We start from the raw sequence: 20,904 nt of genomic DNA on the forward strand, positions 1-20,904 counted from the left end.
CTCTAGACACGACTTTTTTTAGGAAAAATCAAAAAAATCTAATTATTGTTCAAATACCCAATCGTTTTGAGTTACGATTGGGTATAGGGAGGAATTAGAATGCAAAATTCATCGATTATATCAACAAATAATGGTGGTATAGAATATCTTTTTACTAATCATCATACTACGCCAATCGTGTTGTTATCGGGAATTGGTGGCTCACTATATGAGTGGAAGGAGATGATGACTAGTGAACTGACAGTTTTAGCCTATAACCGTGCAGGGTATGGGAGAAGTAGGTTTATTAAAAAAGAAAGTACAGTTGAAGAAGCAAGCTTTGAATTATTTACCCTACTCTCTGCGTTAGAAATAAATCAAAAAGTACTACTTGCAGGTCATTCTTATGGCGGTTTGATTGCACAGGATTTTGCTATACGCTATCCAGATCTCGTTTCTGGTGTTCTGTTAATTGACTCAACGTCGATTAACATTGAACGAATTAATGAAGTGGAACATTCTGATGAAACGAATTCAGATGATTATTGGATACAAAAGTGTGAAGCATATGCGAGTATGACTCAACAAAATCTATTAAGGGAAATCCAGCCAGAACTACCTGAAAAGTTCAAGTTATGGGAGCTGGAAGTGCAGCAAGCTTTAATTGCACACGAAACGGATCCATCTTTATACCGAGCTGTAGGGTCTGAAATTCGTCACATGTCTCAAAGTGCCAAGCGATTAAATAAAGACAGTTTTCCAGACATCCCTTTAACGGTTATTGGAAGAGATGGGGCCTATTCTGCAGAAAAACAAATATGTGCAGGTATACCGAAGTCAGAGGCTATTTTGTTTGAGAAAGTATGGGCCGAGTTAATTCAAGAGCAATCCAGTCTTTCTTCTCGTTCAGTTTACATAAAGGCAGAGGGGGCGGGACACAATATCCCATATGATTGCCCCGAGCTGATTCTGAGAGAAATGACTCGGCTCTATTCTCGCATTTGAGCGAAATAGTGTTGCTGTTGTCTGACATCTTTTATAATAGACTTATACAAAAAACAAAGGGGCGAGTGTAAATGACGATTCAAAACCCATCAAGAGAAGAAATTGGTCACATTCTAAAAACAAAAAAACGAATTGCTGTTGTAGGCTTGTCTAACGATCCAAATCGAACCTCTTTTATGGTATCTCAAGCGATGATGGATGCAGGTTATGACATTATTCCAGTTAACCCGACGATAGATGATGCGCTTGGAGTAAAAGCAGTAGATTCTCTGAAAGATATTCAAGGCCACGTTGATATTGTTAACGTCTTTAGACGAAGTGAGTTTCTTCCCGATATTATGAAAGATGCCGTTGATATCGGAGCAGATGTTTTCTGGGCACAACTAGGCGTGATGAACGAAGAAGCGTATGAATATGGGAAGGATCACGAAATTAAGGTCATTATGGATCGCTGCATTAAAGTTGAACATGCAATGACAAAGTAAGAATGGGCGGGGGCGTTTCATGCGCCCTTTTTTTATATTAGAAGATAAATCATTTTTAACTGCGCTGTTATCACTAGTTGACCTGGTTGGATTTGGGTGGCTTGAACCTCGCTAAACATCCGTGGAGAAGGAGAGGCGGAACTGATTTCAACAATTTGGTGAGGGGTATGTGGTAATGATAGGTCAAGGCTATGTGCCATCGATTTAGCTTTTTGCTCTCCATCTTTTATCGCATTGCCTAATGCTTTTTGGTAAACAGTCTTTGGGTCTTTTAACTCAAAACGAATATCTGAAACTACGTTTGCTCCTGCAGCCACTGCTGCATCGATTGCAGCTCCTGCATTGCTCACCGGTTCAACATATACTTTAAGGAGATGCGTTACTTTGTAGCCAAGTAAGATTTTGACATTGTTTTCGTAACGTACATTTTCTTCAATCCGATAATCGGTTGTTTGAATATCGTCTGAAGGAATACCCAACGATTGGAGAGACACTACAATTGCTGAGATGTGCATCGCATTTTCTTCCTGAGCTTCAGCTACTTGTTCTGAAGTAGACGTAGCACCGGTTATGATGACCGCTCGATCCGGCGGCGCGCTCACTTCGCCTGTTCCAAATACAGTCATCGTAGGATGGCATAAACATTCATTTGAGAGATTAGAATTTAATTTTGTCATTTTTCACACCACTTTCCAATAGTTTAAACAAATCATGACGATTAAGAGGACAGAAAGAGTCTGTTTTGTTAAAATTTTAAGTAGTCGTATGGAAACTAAGGAGGAATTACATTGCCAGAACAAATCATGTTAGAAAAGTATGCTGAACTTGCCCTTAAACGAGGGGTTAATTTACAAAATGATCAAATGCTTGTCATTAACTCATCGATTGAAGGCGCTGATTTTACTCGAATTGTTGTAAAGAAAGCTTACGAAATAGGCGCAAAGACTGTACATATTAATTGGAGTGATGATGATCTAGACCGTTTATGGTATGAAAATGCTGCCCAGGATGTGCTAGAAAACGTTCCTGAATGGCGTGTGAAGATGTACGATCACTTTGCTGAAGAAGGCGCAGCTATTTTGTCTATCCGCTCCACAAATCCTGATTTATTAAAAGGAATTTCTTCTTCGCGTATTTCTGCTTCAAATAAAGCGAGTGGCGAAGCAATGAAAAATTTCCGTAAGTATACAATGAACGACAAAATTACTTGGTCCATCGTTGCGATTCCAAATGGAGAATGGGCAAAGAAAATCTTCCCTGATTCTTCGGAAGAGAAAGCAATTGAAAAGCTTTGGGACCAGATATTTACGATTACACGGGTAGATCAGGAAGATCCAATTGCTGCCTGGAATGATCACAACGCTACTCTTGCTAAAGCAAGAGGAGTACTGAATGATCGAAACTATAAGAAACTTGTTTATAAGGCACCTGGCACTGATCTTGAAATTGAACTCCCTGAAGGACATATATGGAAAGGTGGATCTTCCCTTTCAGAACAAGGCACTGAATTTAATGCAAATATGCCGACTGAAGAAGTATTTACGTTACCGCATAAATATGGCGTGAATGGGACTGTAGCTAGTACGAAGCCATTAAGCTATGGTGGTAACTTAATCAATCATTTCTCCTTAACGTTTAAAGATGGTAAAGTAGTGGATTTTTCAGCGGAAGAAGGTTATGAAACGCTTGAAAATCTTTTGAACATGGATGAGGGCTCGCGGAGACTAGGTGAGATCGCGATCGTGCCACACGAATCGCCTATTTCTCAATCTGGGCTTATTTTCTTCAACACGCTTTATGACGAGAATGCGTCTTGTCATTTAGCTCTCGGAAAGGCTTATCCGAGCAGTATTAAAGGCGGAGCGGATATGGATGATGAAGCACTCGATCAACATGGTGTAAACAACAGTATCACGCACGTTGATTTTATGATGGGTTCAGGAGAACTCGATATTGATGGTGTCAAATCAGACGGCACAACAGAAGCGATATTCCGAAACGGTAACTGGGCGATTAATGTGAAATAGGCCAAAATGCTCTCGCTGTTTGCGAGAGCATTTTTTTGCATTGTAACCTGTTATAAATTGCAAGTACGATCTAGTTCTTTCTATAATAGAGGAAAATGGTGAGTGGTGGTTTTTGTGAGTGTTGAAACGTTATCTGGTTTTCGTTTAAAGAATTATCTCTCTTTTCGAAAAGACCCATTAGGTTTTTTGTCAAAAACTCGGGACATAGCGGATTTCGTAGAACTCGGTGCTTCTTCGTTTGTTGTCCATCAACCTGAAGCAGTTAAGCAAATCCTTGTTACCAATGCGGCCTCTTTTCAAAAAGGAAACTCTGCTTCCTTGTTGAGTAAAACGATTGGACGGGGATTATTAACCTCAGAAGGCGAAACGCATGCGCAGCAGCGAAAAATAATAATGCCCGCTTTTCATAAAGAAGCAATGAACAAATACATCTCTATTATCCTCGAAGAAACGAAGCAGTTTATTGGAGAATGGCGTGATGGACAAGAAATTTGTATTAGCTCAGAAATGATGAGGTTAACGTTAAGAATTATAATGAAAGCGATGTTTGGTCAAGATATTTCAAAGAAAGAAAGTACTGAACTCGTCACGGCGGTCACTCATATCATCGAGAAATCTGCATCTGATTTATTTCTACCTTTTCCATCACCAGAGGTTGTACCATCAAAGCGGAATAAACAATACAAGATAGGAAAAAGGCGCTTAAATGAATTAGCTGATCAGCTAATTCAAAACACACCTAAAGGAGAGCATTTACTTTCACTCCTTCAAGCATCAACGTACGCTGACGGATCTCGTCTTTCGACCGAAGAAGTGAGAAGCCAAATTCTAACTATGCTTATTGCCGGTCACGAAACAACCGCTAACGTGCTATCGTGGATGTGGTATGAACTCTCAAAAAATGAGGGGATTGAACAGCAACTTGTGAAGGAATGGCTGGAGGTAGGAGAATCAGGTAATCATCAATATGAGCTTACCCATCTGTTTTTTAAAGAAACATTAAGACTTTACCCTGCAGCCTGGGTCATCTTGAGAGAAACGTTGAGACCCGTTGAACTAATGGGACATCAATTTAAATCGGGATCATCGTTTTTGATTAGCCCCTACGTCATGCACCGTAATCCATCATTCTTTGAAAATCCGGATCAATTTTTGCTATACCGCATGAAAGAGAAGGCTGCCCCATTTGCTTATTTTCCATTTGGTGGAGGGCCAAGAAGTTGCATTGGGAGCCAATTTGCTACTTATGAGGCTCAACTCATATTTTCAACAATAGGAAAAAGCTTTCATCTTGAGCAACTACATGATCAACCTGTCGAAGCAGAGCCGCTTGTTTCCCTGCGGATCAAAGGTGGCCTTTCAATGAGAGTGCATAAACGAAAATAATAGGTGATAAGATGGAAGATACAATTCATGTATCAGTGCGACCGCTCGTTGAGTATGCATTTCGAAGCGGAAGTATTGATCAGCGATTTCGAACGACGACAACGTTGACGGAGGGAACCCGACTTCATCAGATGGTTCAAAAAACTTATGGTGAAAGGGATCAAAAGGAAGTACCTTTTGATACTATGATAAATTACGAACAAATGACCTTTCATATCGAAGGACGGTGCGATGGTCTGCTAATGAACGGTAATCACTATATGATTGACGAAATTAAATCAACATCTCTCCCGCTCTCTGAAGTGAATGAACAGACGCACCCTGTCTATTGGGCACAAGCGAAATGTTATGGATATATGGCTGTTGAGAAATATAATCTTGATCAAATCACCATCCAATTAACATATATCCAATCAGAGTCGAATGACATTATTCGGTTTCAACAAAATCAAACAGCATCTGATTTGCGAGAATTCATGGTGCACATGATTGAGACATATGCCCCGTTTGCTAAGTGGAAGCAGAAACACATTGCGATGCGTAACGAAAGCTGCAAAACCCTTTCCTTTCCCTTTGACACTTATAGAGAAGGTCAACGAAAGTTAGCGGGAACCGTCTATAAAACCGTACAGGAGGAAGCGACGCTTTTTGCGATGGCGCCAACTGGCATTGGGAAAACAATCAGTACATTATTTCCTGTGATAAAAGCAATGGGTGAAGGATTTGGTAAAAAGATTTTCTACCTTACCGCTAAAACCATTACGAGAGAAACAGCACAGGAAGCTTTTCACCTAATGGAGAAGACTGGCCTTCAAGCTTCTTGCGTTACGATTACAGCAAGAGATAAAATCTGTTTTAAAGAAAAAACCATTTGTCAAAAGGAATATTGTGAATTTGCAGATGGCTATTACGATCGTGTTAACGAAGGGATGCTTGATCTCTTAATCAACGAAACCCTTATTACTCGTAGCGTAATTGAACAATATGCCATAAAACACCAATTATGTCCTTTTGAACTGTCCCTTGATTTGTCTTATACAGCGGATGCGGTTATTTGTGATTATAATTATTTATTCGATCCACGCGTCTCCCTAAAAAGGTTAATTGAGGAACAAAAAAAGCAAACGACCGTACTAGTTGATGAAGCACATAATCTTGTGGATCGTGCACGAGAAATGTATTCAGCAGAATTAACGAAATCCCCATTTCTAAACCTAAAGCGAGCTTATAAAAATCATCATAACGGTATTTCAGGTGCTGCAGCTGAGCTTAATCGTACGTTCCTGGATTATCGCAAATCAACTCAAAACGGATCTCTCGTTTTATCAGAAGTGGATGAGGAACTGATTGTGCAACTTGATACGTTTGTACAAGAAAGTGAGAAAGTGCTGTTACAACAAGGGAATGATGAACTTCTGTTAGAAACGTACTTTTTAGCGCAGAACTTTATTCGGATTGCAAAACTTTACGATGAACGATTTATTACGTATATAGAGGCAGGAAAGTCAGAAGTGAAAATCAAGCTGTTTTGCTTTGATCCTTCTAAACTACTTCAAAAAATGAGGAAAGGATTTCGAGCGAACGTCTTTTTCTCAGCCACGTTTACGCCTTTTTCGTATTATCAAAACATGCTCGGTTGGAAAGTGGAGGATTATGCGGTACGAATTCCGTCTCCGTTTCCACGTGAGCATGCAGAAGTCTATATCGCACCACTTTCAACGAAGTATCGTGACAGAGAACGGACGTTGCCCTCACTCGTTTCCCTTCTCGAGAATGTTGTTAAAGCGAACCCTGGAAATCACTTATTCTTTTTTCCTTCATATGGGTACATGGAAGAAGTTTATGGTGCCTATACCGCTTCTGTTCAAACAGAAACGATAATCCAAAAAAGCGGTATGACAGAACAAGAACGAGAAGATTTTCTAAACAAGTTTTCGTCTGACCGTAAGACAAGTTTAGTGGGGTTTGCTGTAGTGGGAGGGGTTTTTTCAGAAGGCATTGATTTAAAGGGAGAGCGTTTAACAGGTGTGGCCGTGGTAGGGGTTGGATTGCCTAACTTTGACACCGAACACCAATTAATGAAAACGTACTTTGATCAAGGTGGGAGAAATGGGTTTGAGTATACGTATGTTTATCCAGGGATGAACCGTGTACAACAGGCTGGTGGACGGCTTATACGTACCGAATCGGATCATGGCCTTTTATTGCTAGTGGATAATCGTTATTTAGAAAAACGATATCAACAATTACTGCCTTATGAATGGCAGCATTATAAAGTCCTTACGGAGCCGTCTAAGTTTCTTCTGTAATAAGCAAAATTGTAACCCTCGCTCATTTAGAGCGGGGTTTTTATTCATGAATATGGGCAGATTTTTAATGTTACTTCTCGAATATGGATGATTTGGTATCAATAATCGAGAATTTTGAACCATTACATTTTAAATACATTCTGAAAGTAATAGTTTAGTTTTTTGAAGCGAAGGTAATGGTGAAGGTGATAACGAACATTCGAAGGAGAACGTCTATGAACTTATATCTCACCATACTACTATTTATTTTAGCGGCAATTGCAACTTATTTTGTGGCAACTCGTCTCGCCATGTACGGAGATGCCATTAGTGAAAAAACCAAAACATCCTCTGCTTTTATGGGAATTATTATCGGTGCCGCTATTTCGCTTCCGGAATTAACTTCAAGTGTCACAGCGATCGCCATCGATAGTCCCGATCTTGCAATTGGGAATTTACTTGGAAGTAATTTATTTAATCTATTAGCTCTTGCAGTTCTTGATATGGTTTACCGACGAGAACAAATTATGGGCCAAACTGATTTAGGTAGTAAACTCTATATCTATTTAGTTATCGTGATGACACTGATTGTGGTTGCCGGCCTATCGTTAACTCTACCAGCGAGCATCTTCCACATTGGCTATAGTTCCGTCATTTTAGTACTTGTTTACTTTGTTGGCGTTAAATGGATTAATCGTCAAACGGAAGAACAAGTGAAAAGAAAGAGTCGTAGAAATGAAAAATATGGAGAATTATCTTATCAAAGAGTCTTAACCATGTTTATTTTGTCAGCGGTAGGAATTATGATCGTAGGGACCATACTCACATTAACTGCGGATCGAATTGCAGAGAGCACAGGACTTGGCGCCTCTTTTGTTGGATCTTTTCTTGTCGGAGCAAGTACATCACTTCCTGATGCTGTAAGTGTGGCTACTGCATTAAAATTGAGAAATTATAGTATGGGGGTAAGCTCGTTACTCGGCAGTAATGCCTTTAATATTATGCTTCTTTCTTTTACAGATGCCATTTATTTCAAAACGAATCTGTTTCGACATGCCAGTCCTTCTAACATCATAACGACCGTTTCTTCTATCATCGTCGTGCTTGTTATTTTGTATAGCATTACCCGAAAAAATAAGCGGAGTACGCTTTTTTATATGCTCCCGTCTATTTTAATTGTTATTATTTATTTCATCGCAACGTTTACTGTTTATACAATGAAGTAAGTTGTAGAGGAGTTCCTCTACAACTTTTTTTATGGTTTTCTATCTCACTGATGATAGTGATGGAAACGCTCCCCCAAAAAAGTCGGAAAATATTTGCAAGTTTTAAGTAAGAGTGCCCGTGGAATCCCCTGTCTTAGATTAATTTTTGGAGGTTACGGGCAATGTCAAAAGGAAAAAGTATTCATGCATTAATTATTTTATTGTTTACTCAGTTTGTGTCAGGTGGGGTAACAAATACAAAGGGAATTGTGCTCGATCAAGTTGAAACCGATATTGGGCTTGATATGAGTCAATTTGGACTCGTTGTTTTAATCTTTCAGCTAGGCTTTACGCTTGCTAGTTTAATCTTTGGCTATTTAACTGACAAAAAAGGGTTAAGAATAATGGTGATCTTCGCCACGATTGTAATGGGACTCGGTTTTGCCGGTACAGGCTTTGCACCAAATATTACTTTCTTTCTCGGTTTTTATATGTTAATCGGATTTGGTTTGGGTGCGCTAGGCGTAGCGTCTAACGCCATTGTGCCTGCTGCTTATCCAGAAAAACAAAACCAAATGTTTAATTTAGCGATGGGGATTTATGGTCTTGGGATGATTATTTTCCCTCAACTTCTAAACTACATGTTTCAGTTTGCTTCATGGCGCTATTTCTATCTCGCGATTGCCATTCTGAACATTCTCGTGATTTTCTACGTAACGTCAGTCAAATTCCCGGATGGAAAAGCAGAAAAAATCAATTTGAAAGCATTTATTCCAATGTTAAAAGATGCACAGATGATCTTTTTAATGTTCTTCTTGATTTTCGAAGTATCTGCTGAAGTTTCATTCACAAACTTCTTTCCACCTTATTTAAAATCTCTTGAACTCGGAGGGATTTCAACTGAAGCAAAATCTGATATGGTTGCTACTATTCTTTCGCTCTTTTCGGTTTTCTTTATGATTGGCCGACTAGGTGTCGCTTATCTTGCCAATAAAATCAATGAGCGCTTAATTATGATTTCATTTTCACTAGGTTCAGTGATTATCGTCGCCATTAGTTTCTTTTTTGCAAATCAAGTACCGTACTTGTTTGCAGGAGCGGGATTGTTTTTCTCAACATTATTCCCTACCGCAACCGCTTTTGGAACAACTATTTCAAAAAATCCAGGTACAGCACTAGGATTGATTTATGTGGCTTCCGGAATAGGTGGCGGTATCGCGGGTTATATCATCGGTATTGTTTCTGAAGCATTTGGTGCTAAAGGTGGATTCAGTCTTGTCATAGTATTTCTTGCACTGATGTTTGTCGTATCACTGTTCTTAAATTCAGGTAAATCAAAGCAAACCGTGAAAGAGTAAGATAACTATAAAAAAAGCCGCCGGTAGTTTACCGGCGGTTTAGTTATATTCATCTATTGGGAATAGAGGAATGACTTATCAAGCTACCTGTGGACGTTTGGATGTTTTAGAAACGGCAGCGTATATACGAGGTGAAATAAGGGCAGCTACAACGGATAACAGGATATCTTTAGGTAGCGGCGCCAACATCCATAACCATGCCATACCGTAAGTAAATCCTTCAGGAGCGTCAGCCCAGAATTTGTACGCATAATACATATAGTTTGTACCAAGGACATAATTCAAAATAAATGCAGTGAAACTAGCAATCATAAATGTCATGACTGTTGGCTTTGATTTCGATTCAACAATTTTCCCTGCAACGTACGCTACTAAAATATAAGAAAGAATAAATCCGAATGTTGGTTTAAATAAAACTCCAGGGCCACCTGTGAACTGAGCAAATACTGGAGCACCAGCAAGACCAACGAGCGTATAGACGATCATGGAAATGGACCCAAGTCGACTGCCGAGTAATAGACCAGCTAAAATGGCAAAAAACGTTTGTAAAGTAATGGGTACGCCACCTACTACGAGAAATTGCGCGATATTGGCGCCAACCGCCATTAATGCTGCAAACATTCCTGCATAAACTAAATCAATTGTTTTCATCTTCCTCATGACTGAACCTCGCTTTCATTATCACTATAATGAATCGTAAAAGAAAAAACGTTTTATGTCAACATATATTTTAATTAGGTTAACCTTAAATGAGGCGAGTTAACTTAATTCAAGTATATACTGTGGTTTTACATGATATAGAAGTGAAGTTAACCTTAAATGACACCGAATAATGATAAAAAGTTAACTTAAATCATTCTATGAATAATAGAAAATGCCTTTTGTTTTGTTTGATTGTTTCAAGGATAATTTCTGGCTACTTACGCGAAATTCTTGTCCTATGAATGAAACGATCCAACAGATTATTAGAAAACGTACTACTTAACAAAAAATCTATGGTAAACTAAGAGCGAAAGTACGTTGAAAGGAGCCTCTATATGAACATGTTAAGAGGAACCATTCTGTCTGTTTTGTTGCTTTGTTTCGTACTTGCCATAAGCACGGCTTTTGCAAATGGACAAGATGAGAACCTTGCTTATAAAACTGGAGAGGTTCAAGAAAAGCTAATTCGATATGAAAAACCAAAAGTAACAGCAGAAGTGGAGCAGAACAAAGATACGAGCGGTAATGAAAGTGATGCAGAAGTAACGAATGAAGATGCAGAAGAGGCGACAAACGCGCCAGTGGAAAAACCTTATTATTATCTTATTGTTAATAAAACTCCTTATTTAGCCGATAAATCTGATTGGGAGTCGGTTGAAGAAGGTCATATCGTTACACTTGGTTATGAAGAAGGTAACGTCCATGTCGTGAAAACAATTGATGAAGACTAAACATTAAGGTACAATACGGTTCGATGTTTTTTTCTCTCCTGCCAATGTGCAGGTTTTTTTAATACGTTTAGAATGAATGGATTTCTAGCTTAATTTATTGGGTGGAAAAGCCCGCCGTTTTAATAGTAGTCAAATATCATTTTAATGTAACGAACGCACTAAGAGTCTATAAAAGTCGATCCCGCTATTAAAAACAATCAGATCTGGCAATGCTTTAAAAAAGGATTGGGTACAAAAAAGATAGAAACACCCGTTCTCATATGGTAGGCTAGTCTATACAGCAAGTTGAAAGGGGAAAAACATGGTAACAAAACAAAAGCAAGAATATAGCGATGATTCAATCCAGGTTCTAGAGGGATTGGAAGCGGTGAGAAAGCGTCCTGGAATGTATATCGGGAGCACTGACTCAAGAGGCCTCCATCATCTTGTTTATGAAATTGTAGATAATTCAGTTGATGAAGCTCTTGCCGGACATGGAGATGAAATCAACGTTACTTTATATGAAGATAATAGTGTTAGCATTGAAGATAATGGTCGTGGAATGCCCGTTGGTATGCACAAACTGGGTAAACCTACTCCAGAAATTATTCTAACCATTCTCCATGCAGGAGGTAAATTTGGACAGGGTGGTTATAAAACGAGTGGTGGATTGCACGGTGTTGGGGCTTCCGTTGTAAATGCTCTTTCCGAATGGTTAGAGGTAACGATCCATCGGGATGGTTTTATATTTAAACAGCGTTTCGAAAACGGCGGGAAGCCAGCGACAACCCTTGAAAACATCGGGAAAACCCGTAAGACCGGTACAACCATACACTTTAAGCCCGATCCGACAATGTTTAGTACATTAAATTATAACTATGACACGCTTAGTGAGCGCCTACGTGAAGCAGCCTTTTTATTAAAGGGACTGAAAATCGAATTAGATGATAAGCGTCACGACCGCAAAGAAGTTTTCTATTATGAAACCGGTATCGAGGCGTTTATCGATTATTTAAACGAAGATAAAGAAACGCTCCATCCAGTTGTCACGTTTAACGGAGAAAGCAACGGGATAGAACTAGACTTTTCATTCCAATACAACGATGGTTTTTCAGAAAATGTCCTTTCTTTTGTAAACAACGTTCGAACCAAAGACGGTGGTACACATGAGTCAGGTATGAAAACGGCCATTACACGTGTCATCAATGACTACGCAAAGAAAGTGAATCTTTTAAAAGAAAAAGACAAGAATCTTGAAGGAAATGACATTCGAGAAGGATTTACAGCAATCGTCTCGGTCCGTATTCCAGAAGAATTGCTTCAGTTCGAAGGTCAAACGAAAAGTAAGCTCGGAACGAGTGAGGCACGTTCAGCAATTGATGCGATTGTATCCGGTCAATTTTCATATTTTCTAGAAGAGAATCCTTCTATTAGTGAGATGCTCATTAAAAAGTCAATCAAAGCCGCTCAGGCACGTGAAGCAGCAAGAAAGGCGCGTGAAGATGCGCGATCGGGAAAGAAAGGGAAGCGCAAAGAAACCATTCTTAGTGGTAAACTTACCCCGGCCACTTCTCGAAATCCGAAGAAAAATGAGTTGTATCTTGTTGAGGGTGATTCTGCTGGTGGTTCTGCAAAGCAAGGACGCGATCGACGAACACAGGCAATTCTTCCGCTACGAGGAAAGGTCATCAATACAGAAAAAGCGAAGTTGCAGGATATTTTTAAAAACGAAGAGATTAATACAATCATTCATGCGATTGGAGCGGGAGTTGGCCCTGACTTTGATATTGAAGATGCGAATTATGACAAAGTCATTATCATGACCGATGCTGACACGGACGGTGCCCATATCCAAGTGCTTCTATTAACGTTTTTCTACCGCTATATGAAACAACTTGTGGAGCATGGAAAAGTATTTCTTGCTCTTCCACCCCTGTACAAAGTTAGTAAAGGGAAAGGGAAAAAAGAAGTTGTTGAATATGCGTGGGATGAAGAAGGTATGAAAAAAGCGATGAAAAAAGTTGGAAAAGGCTATACGATTCAACGCTATAAAGGTCTTGGTGAGATGAACGCTGATCAATTATGGGAAACAACGATGAATCCTGAAAGCCGCACGTTAATTCGTGTGAAGATTGAAGATATTGCACGTGCAGAGCGACGCGTTTCCGTCCTTATGGGAGATAAAGTCGAACCACGTAGGCAGTGGATTGAATCAAATGTGGCATTCGGACTAAATGAAGAAACGAACATCATCGAAAATGAAAACATTTCCATTATTGAAGAGGAGGCGTAACATTGGCTAACGCAGAAAAATTTCTAGATCTACCGCTTGAAGATGTCCTCGGCGACGCTTTTGGGCGGTATAGTAAATACATTATTCAGGACCGTGCCCTGCCTGATGCAAGGGACGGTTTGAAGCCTGTACAACGCCGGATTCTTTATGCGATGCATCATGAAGGAAATACAGCCGAAAAACCGTTTCGGAAATCAGCCAAAACGGTTGGTAACGTCATAGGTAACTACCATCCACATGGAGATACCTCTGTTTATGATGCGATGGTGCGTATGACTCAGGATTGGAAAGTTCGTAACATTCTTGTGGAGATGCATGGGAATAACGGGAGTGTTGATGGAGACCCTCCTGCAGCGATGCGTTATACAGAAGCGCGACTGGCTGCTATTTCATCTGAACTTCTTCGTGATATTGATAAAGATACGGTTGAGTTTGCACCAAACTTTGACGATACGCAAAATGAGCCAATTGTTCTACCTGCACGTTTTCCTAACCTTCTCGTCAATGGTTCAACAGGTATTTCAGCTGGATACGCTACGGACATCCCTCCTCATAACCTTGGTGAGGTCATTGATGCAGCCGTGATGCAGATGGAGAATCCTGACGTTACACTCCAAGAATTAATGGGCGTCATTAAAGGACCAGATTTCCCAACTGGGGGGATTGCTCAAGGTACTGAAGGTATTCGAAAAGCGTTCGAAACAGGTAAAGGAAAGTTCATTTTACGTGGCAAGGCGGATATTGAAGAAGTTCGCGGCGGGCGTCAACAAATTGTTGTGACGGAAATTCCCTATGAAATCAATAAAGCGAACCTTGTTAAAAAAATTGATGAGCTTCGTGTTGATCGCAAAATTGAAGGGATTTCTGAAGTGCGTGATGAAACAGATCGCACCGGCCTTCGTTTTGTGATTGAACTAAAAAAAGAAGCTGACGCAAATGGCATACTGAAATACTTGTATAAAGCGACGGATCTTCAAATTACGTACAATTACAACATGGTTGCCATCTACAACAAAACACCGAAACAAATGGGATTAAAGCAAATACTCAAGGCTTATATTGAGCACCAGAAGGAAGTCGTGATTCGGCGATCTGAGTATGATTTGAAGCGTGCAAAAGATCGCCAGCATGTTGTGGAAGGGTTAATTCGCGCAATCTCTATTTTGGATGAAGTCATTGCAACAATTCGTTCATCTAAAGATAAGCGCGACGCTAAAAACAACTTAATGACTCAGTACGACTTTACAGATGCCCAGGCTGAAGCCATTGTGAATTTACAACTATACCGCTTAACGAATACTGATATTACAACGCTAGAAAAGGAATCAGAAGAGTTAAGTCAATTGATTAATAAGCTTGAAACGATTCTCGGTAGCGAGAAAAAGCTTGTAAACCTCATTAAAAAAGAATTACTTGAAATTCGTAAGAAATATGCGGATGAACGTATGACCATTATAGAAGATGAAATTGAAGATATTAAAGTCAATCTCGAAGTAATGATTCCTTCAGAAGACGTGATTGTCACTGTGACAGAAGATGGTTATGTAAAAAGAACAAGTCCACGTTCTTATGCTGCATCGAATGGAAAAGACTTCGGGATGAAAGAAACGGATACGCTCCTTCGTCAATTTGATAGCAATACCACTCATACCATCTTGCTCTTTACGAACAAAGGTAGCTACCTTTATTTGCCTGTGCATGAGCTACCTGAAATCAGATGGAAAGATCTTGGACAGCATGTGGCTAACATTGTATCAATTGAGTCTGACGAGCGAATTATTGAAGCCATGGAAATAAAAGAGTTTAAAGAAGATCAATACCTCGTCTTTGTAACGAAACAGGGTATGATTAAGAAAACAGAGCTTTCTCAATATAAAGCTCAGCGGTATTCTAAGCCACTGATGGCGCTTAAGTTAAAAAAAGAAGATGAATTGGTAGATGTTTACACAACGAACGGTAGTAAAGAAGTCTTCCTAGCCACACACTTTGGGTATGGACTTCGATTTAAAGAAGAAGAAATTAGTCTAGTTGGCCAACGAGCGAGCGGAGTAAAAGGCATTAACTTAAAAGAGGACGATTTCGTCGTGAGCGGGATCATTTATGAGCCAACTGCGAAGCATGACATATTCCTAGCCACTCATCGAGGGGCTGTGAAGAAAATGCAGCTAAGTGAATTTGAAATAACAACGAGAGCAAAACGCGGTGTAGTGATGTTACGTGAACTGAAATCAAATCCTCATCGGGTCATTGGAGCGGAGGCTGTAACAAAACAGGATCTCATTATCGTTCGAACGAAAAAGGGAGAACCAATTGAGGTAGACCCAGCAACCTATCGACCAAATGATCGGTATAGCAACGGGTCATTTGTCGTTGACGTGAGTGAGACGGGCGACGCAGTAGAAATTAAGAAAGTCCAAAAGCCCATATAAAATCTAGAAAACCCGCCTAAAAAGCGGGTTTTCTTTGTATATGAGCAAGGAAATTTGTGATATAATAATTGGTATGCGAACATATGATTGCCACCCCTCTAAAATGGCACTTTCCAATCAAACAAACAAGAAGTCACAGATCAAGGAGGAATGAAATGGAGGGGAAAACCCATGCCATTGGCGGTATTTGCTTAGGAGTTGCCGCACAAAGCTACTACATAACAGATCAACTTGATGCTCCAGAGTTAATTGTATTTTACGGAGCCTGTCTATTTGGAGGACTTTTGCCTGACATTTGTCATCCAGGTTCCTGGACCGGTAGAAGAGCAAAAGCTTTATCCAAAGGGATTAGCCGTTTTTTTGGACATCGAACCATTACGCACAGCATTCTTTTTATTATTCTTGTCTACTGGTTAACATCTAGTTTTACTTTTCAATATGATCACCTTATCCAAACGGGTCTTTTAGTAGGAATTGTGAGTCACATTGTTTTAGATGCGATGACAGTAAGAGGAATTCAGTTGTTTTATCCCATCCCACTTCGCGTTCGTTTTCCACTTTATTTAAAAACCGCCTCTAAGGGAGAAGGTTTAATAAGTAGCTGTCTGATTATCCTCACAATTATTATGGTTTACAACAAGGTACTTTCATAAGCTTCCATTTTTGTACTGACGTAAGCCATCTTACAGCCCTTTTAAGATTTTTCGTGTATGCTTGTTAGAAGAAGGATACAGAGAGGATGGGGAGACGATGCGTGCAAAAGTAGTTTTAAAATGGGCACTCATCTTAATAACGGTCATGCTCTTGGTCTGGTTCAGTCGATCTTATCTAGATTTTAGAGTGGAAGAAATCAGAGATTGGATTTTATCATTCGGTATACTTGCTCCAATTGTCTACATGGTTATTTACACGATACGCCCCTTGATTTTCTTCCCGGCATCCGTTTTATCGATTGCAGGAGGACTTGCGTTTGGATCATTGTTCGGTACATTATACACGGTGATCGGGGCAACTGGAGGAGCGGTTTTATCATTTATTGTCGCTAGAAAACTTGGAAAGTCAATTGCTAATAAAGATTGGCAGGGCAAAGGACGAAAGCTACAAGAACAGCTTGAGAAAAATGGATTTTTCTATGTTCTCTTTTTTCGATTCGTTCCGCTCTTTAACTTTGATTTAATTAGTTATTCTGCTGGTTTATCTAAAATACGGTTTACTTCATTCTTTTTCGGTACGCTAATTGGCATTATACCTGGGACTTTTGCTTACAATTTTTTAGGCAGCAGCCTCGTATCAGGTAATCCAAAAATTATTGCACTCGCTGTTGGAGTCTTCATCTTACTATCGGTTATACCAATCTTAATTCGCAACAGAGTGACGAAGAAAAACACGTCATTAAATAAATAAGAAAAAGGAGCAGGCTGTTTAGACAACGCCTGCTCCTTTTATGACTGAATTTCTTTATTTTTACCCTGTTTTAAACCTTTTCTAGTTCGTCGACGATCCACAATGAGATAAATGATCGTAGATAGGAGAAGCAGGCCGTGTGTAAAACTAAACTCGGCACCGTAATAATCACCGTTCCAATAAGAAACAACTCCAGGAATAATCGTATGACTGAGCGGATAAAAAATCGGCACAGCATCGCTTACATGCGTGAAAAAATCAACCACAACATGCAAGAACCATCCCCACACAAAACCAGAAAAAGGTGTTAGCTTAAATCCTCGATGTACGATCATCAATAGAAGAAAGGCAAGTAACCAGATGACAATCGAATGGCCTAATTGGCGGAGTACAACAACGACAGGGTGTTCAAATAACCCATGGATGAAATAATGCACAGAGAGGTTAATGTCTGGATTCGTGATTTTTTGAATACTACGTTCTATTAATAAGTATAAAAACATCACATAATAAATAAGGTCAGGTGCGATGCCGCCGATGACAATATATTTAATGGTTCGTTTGCTTTTCTTTCTGAAAAAGAAATAACTCCAGAATGCATGGTGAAGTGTATTCATAAGGTAAACCCTCACTTTATATGTCAGCTATGGCCGGTTCTTTAAAAGACTACTTCTCATTTTATCATCACAGTAGCTAACTGTCCTTTGTTAACGCGTTTTAGCTATTGTCCATAAGCAATAACTCTGACAGATAAGAGAAGATTTGATAAAGTAAAGATGGACTATTGAACAATTGGAGGCACATGATGAACGTATTTGATGAACGAATTAATCGATTTGATACACATTCAGTAAAATGGGATCATACTGAGGCCATTTTTGAAAAAGAAGACCTATTGCCTATGTGGGTAGCGGATATGGACTTCAGAGCTCCGCAACCTGTCATTGATGCTCTCACAACAAGGATTCAGCATGGGATATTTGGTTACTCCATGCCAACTGAAAACACAAAATCTGCGATTCAAGGCTGGTTGAATAGACGGCATCATTGGTCCATTCAACAGGATTGGATTGTATTTACACCAGGTGTCGTTCCGGCACTATCTGCAGCAGTTAATACGTATACAGAAAAGGGAGATAAAGTTGTCATTCAATCTCCTGTGTACTATCCGTTTCGAGATATGGTAGAGAAGAGTGAGCGGGAAGTTGTTGATAACCCACTTGTAAGAAAAAACGGCAAATATGAGATGGATTTTAACGATCTTGAAACGAAGATAGCGGATCCGGAAGTGAAGATGTTACTCCTTTGTAACCCTCATAATCCTGTAGGGAGGGTTTGGAAAAAGGAAGAACTCATAAAACTTGCTGAGCTTTGTTTAGCTAATCATGTTCTCATTGTGTCTGATGACATTCATTTTGATCTTATTTTCAAAGGGTATGAGCATACGTTAATTTCATCCCTTTCAAATGAAATTGCAGCAAATACAATTACATGTATCGCACCAAGCAAAACATTTAACCTCGCGGGCATGCAGCTTTCAACCATTATCATCCCGGATGAAGAAAAACGCGAGAAATTTAACGCTTATATGGGGAAATTAGGTTTGTTTGCACCTAGTCCGTTCGGTATAACTGCTGTAGAAGCGGCATATAACCATGGGGAAGAATGGCTTGATGATCTTATGGACTACTTACAAGAAAATCTCTCGTACCTTACGACATTTATAAATGAGCGACTTCCACAAATTGACGTGATTGAGCCAGAGGGTACCTATCTTGTATGGTTAGACTTTACTAAACTTAACATGTCTCATGAAGAACTTGAACAGTTTGTGCAAGGCGAAGCAAGGCTAGCACTTGATGAGGGGTATATTTTTGGTGAAGGGGGAAAGGGATTCGAACGTATTAATATTGCTTGTCCGCAATCAGTTTTACAAGAGGGGTTAGAACGACTAGAAAAAGCGATTAAAGGAAAAGAATAGTTATGAAAACGCCCTGGGAAGCTTCAGGGCGTTTGATATATAATCATATAAAGAAATTCCTCTTTTTTAACGGACGAAGCGGTAACTCCAGAACAGGCGTGTATGTATGAGACATATTCATTGAAAAAATATGTACAGATGGAACAATAAATGGTTCATACTCGTCTAAGGTGTGTTCTGCATCTCGTTTTATGTTCAAAAATTGGTCGTCTGTCATTTGGCTGTTCTTTTGTACAATAGTTAAATGCGGTATAAAGTCCGTAACTTCATAGTGCTTCTTTTGTTCTTGAATAGAGGGTTTAATTGCATCTACAAGCAATAAATGAAGGGTAATAATCTCTTTACATAAGACCGTGTTAAATAATACAGTCGATCCAAAAGTGGCAGGCGCTCCAAGCTTTAATTCAAAAGCGGGAAAGCCACGACAAATCTGTTCAATTTTAGGAACCCAGTCTTCAGTTGCAGTGAGACCGCTAGGTGCTTTAACCGTTACATGAGGGGGAGAGGCTTCGCTATAACCCCATTTCTGCCGGAAAGATTGAATTTGGTTCATTACATGAGGGGGAGGGAGGACGGCAACAAAAAACGGCATGAGCATATCTCCTTCGTTTTAATCAATGGATAATTAACAGAACCGTAACGGCAAAGATTCTCAGAGGTTATAACACTAATTCGCTAAATAATGATTTACCCCTCTAATCTGTTCTCGTCATTTCGAAAATCAATCAATAGTACTAGAGAGATCGAAAAAATGAAACGAAAAATATAAAAAAACTCCCATAATTGAGTGCAATCTTTTTAAATTTTGTTATGATAAAAGAGGTGAAGCAGAGGAGATTTCACCTTAGTAATAGCTTGCAAAGGAAAGCGGGTGATTCGTATGAAAAAAGCAACAAAAGGACTTCTAACCATCCTACTTTTCTCTGTTCTCGCATTTGGTTACCTAAAATCAGCTGAAGTTTATATAGACTACAAGAATGATAAATATGCGCATACCGCAAGTGCCAGGAGTATTGAAAGCACTTTGCATCAAAAGATCGACGAACAGAATGTATATGAAATTCAGGTACATAGAAGCGAACAGCAACAAGAAGAAATTATCACGTCAAATGAAGATGAATCACATCTTGTCAATTGGGTCAACAATCTCGATGAAACCAATTTAACACAGTTAGCAAATCATCGAGTCCAAGTTGAAGATGCAGACTTCATCATTTATTTAAAGACTGGGAAAGAAATTAGAATTAAGTTAGACGAAAACAATGTGGTTGTTTCAAGAAATGATAATGATAACAAAGTATTTAATTCCTATTTAATGAGTGATTTTGATTTAACGGATGAAATAGCACGTATTTTAGAAATCGGATAATTTTTTATTCTGTCTCAATATCTTAAGTTTACTTAACGATTGAGACAGAATTTATTATTTTTGCGTTACTTCCTATAATATATATTATGTAAACTAAAATAAAAAATAAGAAAAAGGAGTGCATGTTTGTACTCCTGTATAACGACATAATACCTCCCTTCATTACGACATAAATTTCCCCCACTCTCTAAATGCATTCTTAACAAACACAGAAACCAGAGAATCCTACTGTTTGTCTAACAGTAGGATTCTCTGGTTTGTTTTAATTAAGACATATTCATCC

18 protein-coding genes are annotated in these 20,904 nt (G+C 39.2%); 14 read left to right on the forward strand and 4 right to left on the reverse strand.

Annotated elements, in window-relative coordinates; all coding sequences use genetic code 11:
- Positions 1-99 precede the first annotated feature (99 nt).
- Complete coding sequence (locus PQ511_RS19495; RefSeq protein WP_273853632.1) at positions 100-984, forward strand: alpha/beta fold hydrolase; 885 nt, start codon at positions 100-102, stop codon at positions 982-984.
- A gap of 71 nt (positions 985-1,055) precedes the next feature.
- Positions 1,056-1,469, forward strand: a complete 414-nt coding sequence (locus tag PQ511_RS19500) for a CoA-binding protein (RefSeq protein WP_273853633.1) — start codon at positions 1,056-1,058, stop codon at positions 1,467-1,469.
- A gap of 32 nt (positions 1,470-1,501) precedes the next feature.
- Here the strand turns inward: PQ511_RS19500 and PQ511_RS19505 are convergent, their stop codons facing one another.
- A complete protein-coding gene (locus PQ511_RS19505) occupies positions 1,502-2,146 on the reverse strand; it encodes an SIMPL domain-containing protein (RefSeq protein WP_273853634.1) in 645 nt (214 codons plus the stop codon).
- A 111-nt stretch (positions 2,147-2,257) separates the two neighbouring features.
- Between PQ511_RS19505 and PQ511_RS19510 the strand changes: the two genes are divergently transcribed.
- From PQ511_RS19510 to PQ511_RS19530, 5 genes are all read left to right on the forward strand, one after another.
- Positions 2,258-3,496 (forward strand): aminopeptidase, encoded by a 1,239-nt coding sequence (locus PQ511_RS19510; protein ID WP_273853635.1) that lies wholly within the window; start codon positions 2,258-2,260, stop codon positions 3,494-3,496.
- Positions 3,497-3,610: 114 nt separating this feature from the next.
- Positions 3,611-4,882, forward strand: coding sequence for a cytochrome P450 (locus PQ511_RS19515; protein ID WP_273853636.1), 1,272 nt, complete (start codon positions 3,611-3,613; stop codon positions 4,880-4,882).
- Between the two features lie 11 nt (positions 4,883-4,893).
- Positions 4,894-7,191, forward strand: coding sequence for an ATP-dependent DNA helicase (locus tag PQ511_RS19520; RefSeq protein WP_273853637.1), 2,298 nt, complete (start codon positions 4,894-4,896; stop codon positions 7,189-7,191).
- 215 nt (positions 7,192-7,406) lie between these two features.
- Positions 7,407-8,396 (forward strand): sodium:calcium antiporter, encoded by a 990-nt coding sequence (locus PQ511_RS19525; protein ID WP_273853638.1) that lies wholly within the window; start codon positions 7,407-7,409, stop codon positions 8,394-8,396.
- A 161-nt stretch (positions 8,397-8,557) separates the two neighbouring features.
- A complete protein-coding gene (locus PQ511_RS19530) occupies positions 8,558-9,733 on the forward strand; it encodes an MFS transporter (RefSeq protein ID WP_273853639.1) in 1,176 nt (391 codons plus the stop codon).
- A gap of 78 nt (positions 9,734-9,811) precedes the next feature.
- On the opposite strand, the gene PQ511_RS19535 is transcribed toward PQ511_RS19530, so the two are convergent.
- Positions 9,812-10,393 (reverse strand): biotin transporter BioY, encoded by a 582-nt coding sequence (locus PQ511_RS19535; protein ID WP_273853640.1) that lies wholly within the window; start codon positions 10,391-10,393, stop codon positions 9,812-9,814.
- Positions 10,394-10,770: 377 nt separating this feature from the next.
- Between PQ511_RS19535 and PQ511_RS19540 the strand changes: the two genes are divergently transcribed.
- The 5 genes from PQ511_RS19540 (at position 10,771) to PQ511_RS19560 (ending at position 17,271) form a co-directional block, all read left to right on the forward strand.
- The gene (locus PQ511_RS19540; protein WP_273853642.1) at positions 10,771-11,166 is read left to right on the forward strand and encodes a hypothetical protein; all 396 of its coding nucleotides are present in this window, start codon (positions 10,771-10,773) and stop codon (positions 11,164-11,166) included.
- A 301-nt stretch (positions 11,167-11,467) separates the two neighbouring features.
- Positions 11,468-13,438, forward strand: a complete 1,971-nt coding sequence (gene parE, locus PQ511_RS19545) for a DNA topoisomerase IV subunit B (protein ID WP_273853644.1) — start codon at positions 11,468-11,470, stop codon at positions 13,436-13,438.
- Positions 13,439-13,440: 2 nt separating this feature from the next.
- A complete protein-coding gene (gene parC, locus PQ511_RS19550; protein WP_273853646.1) occupies positions 13,441-15,867 on the forward strand; it encodes a DNA topoisomerase IV subunit A in 2,427 nt (808 codons plus the stop codon).
- A gap of 155 nt (positions 15,868-16,022) precedes the next feature.
- Positions 16,023-16,520 (forward strand): metal-dependent hydrolase, encoded by a 498-nt coding sequence (locus tag PQ511_RS19555; RefSeq protein WP_273853648.1) that lies wholly within the window; start codon positions 16,023-16,025, stop codon positions 16,518-16,520.
- Positions 16,521-16,617: 97 nt separating this feature from the next.
- Positions 16,618-17,271, forward strand: a complete 654-nt coding sequence (locus tag PQ511_RS19560) for a TVP38/TMEM64 family protein (RefSeq protein ID WP_273853651.1) — start codon at positions 16,618-16,620, stop codon at positions 17,269-17,271.
- Positions 17,272-17,309: 38 nt separating this feature from the next.
- Here the strand turns inward: PQ511_RS19560 and PQ511_RS19565 are convergent, their stop codons facing one another.
- A complete protein-coding gene (locus PQ511_RS19565; protein ID WP_273853652.1) occupies positions 17,310-17,888 on the reverse strand; it encodes a metal-dependent hydrolase in 579 nt (192 codons plus the stop codon).
- 188 nt (positions 17,889-18,076) lie between these two features.
- Between PQ511_RS19565 and PQ511_RS19570 the strand changes: the two genes are divergently transcribed.
- A complete protein-coding gene (locus PQ511_RS19570) occupies positions 18,077-19,252 on the forward strand; it encodes a MalY/PatB family protein (RefSeq protein WP_273853653.1) in 1,176 nt (391 codons plus the stop codon).
- 43 nt (positions 19,253-19,295) lie between these two features.
- Here PQ511_RS19570 and PQ511_RS19575 read toward each other — a convergent pair whose 3' ends face one another.
- Entirely contained in the window at positions 19,296-19,844 is a 549-nt protein-coding gene (locus PQ511_RS19575) for a 2'-5' RNA ligase family protein (RefSeq protein WP_273853654.1), read from the reverse strand.
- 288 nt (positions 19,845-20,132) lie between these two features.
- On the opposite strand from PQ511_RS19575, the gene PQ511_RS19580 reads away from it, so the two are divergent.
- Positions 20,133-20,621, forward strand: coding sequence for a hypothetical protein (locus PQ511_RS19580; protein WP_273853656.1), 489 nt, complete (start codon positions 20,133-20,135; stop codon positions 20,619-20,621).
- Positions 20,622-20,904: the final 283 nt, after the last annotated feature.

This window comes from Guptibacillus spartinae (assembly GCF_028610625.1).
GTDB classification, from domain to species: Bacteria; Bacillota; Bacilli; order Bacillales; family Guptibacillaceae; genus Guptibacillus; species Guptibacillus spartinae.

What these genes read in the sequence shown, in the direction of transcription:
- PQ511_RS19575 (WP_273853654.1), bottom strand. Translation starts at nt 19,844, where the DNA reads ATGCCGTTTTTTGTTGCCGTCCTCCCTCCCCCTCATGTAATGAACCAA.
- PQ511_RS19555 (WP_273853648.1), top strand. Translation starts at nt 16,023, where the DNA reads ATGGAGGGGAAAACCCATGCCATTGGCGGTATTTGCTTAGGAGTTGCC.
- PQ511_RS19565 (WP_273853652.1), bottom strand. Translation starts at nt 17,888, where the DNA reads ATGAATACACTTCACCATGCATTCTGGAGTTATTTCTTTTTCAGAAAG.
- PQ511_RS19505 (WP_273853634.1), bottom strand. Translation starts at nt 2,146, where the DNA reads ATGACAAAATTAAATTCTAATCTCTCAAATGAATGTTTATGCCATCCT.
- PQ511_RS19520 (WP_273853637.1), top strand. Translation starts at nt 4,894, where the DNA reads ATGGAAGATACAATTCATGTATCAGTGCGACCGCTCGTTGAGTATGCA.
- PQ511_RS19495 (WP_273853632.1), top strand. Translation starts at nt 100, where the DNA reads ATGCAAAATTCATCGATTATATCAACAAATAATGGTGGTATAGAATAT.
- PQ511_RS19540 (WP_273853642.1), top strand. Translation starts at nt 10,771, where the DNA reads ATGAACATGTTAAGAGGAACCATTCTGTCTGTTTTGTTGCTTTGTTTC.
- PQ511_RS19580 (WP_273853656.1), top strand. Translation starts at nt 20,133, where the DNA reads ATGAAAAAAGCAACAAAAGGACTTCTAACCATCCTACTTTTCTCTGTT.
- PQ511_RS19500 (WP_273853633.1), top strand. Translation starts at nt 1,056, where the DNA reads ATGACGATTCAAAACCCATCAAGAGAAGAAATTGGTCACATTCTAAAA.
- parE (WP_273853644.1), top strand. Translation starts at nt 11,468, where the DNA reads ATGGTAACAAAACAAAAGCAAGAATATAGCGATGATTCAATCCAGGTT.
- PQ511_RS19570 (WP_273853653.1), top strand. Translation starts at nt 18,077, where the DNA reads ATGAACGTATTTGATGAACGAATTAATCGATTTGATACACATTCAGTA.
- PQ511_RS19525 (WP_273853638.1), top strand. Translation starts at nt 7,407, where the DNA reads ATGAACTTATATCTCACCATACTACTATTTATTTTAGCGGCAATTGCA.
- PQ511_RS19560 (WP_273853651.1), top strand. Translation starts at nt 16,618, where the DNA reads ATGCGTGCAAAAGTAGTTTTAAAATGGGCACTCATCTTAATAACGGTC.
- PQ511_RS19535 (WP_273853640.1), bottom strand. Translation starts at nt 10,393, where the DNA reads ATGAGGAAGATGAAAACAATTGATTTAGTTTATGCAGGAATGTTTGCA.
- PQ511_RS19530 (WP_273853639.1), top strand. Translation starts at nt 8,558, where the DNA reads ATGTCAAAAGGAAAAAGTATTCATGCATTAATTATTTTATTGTTTACT.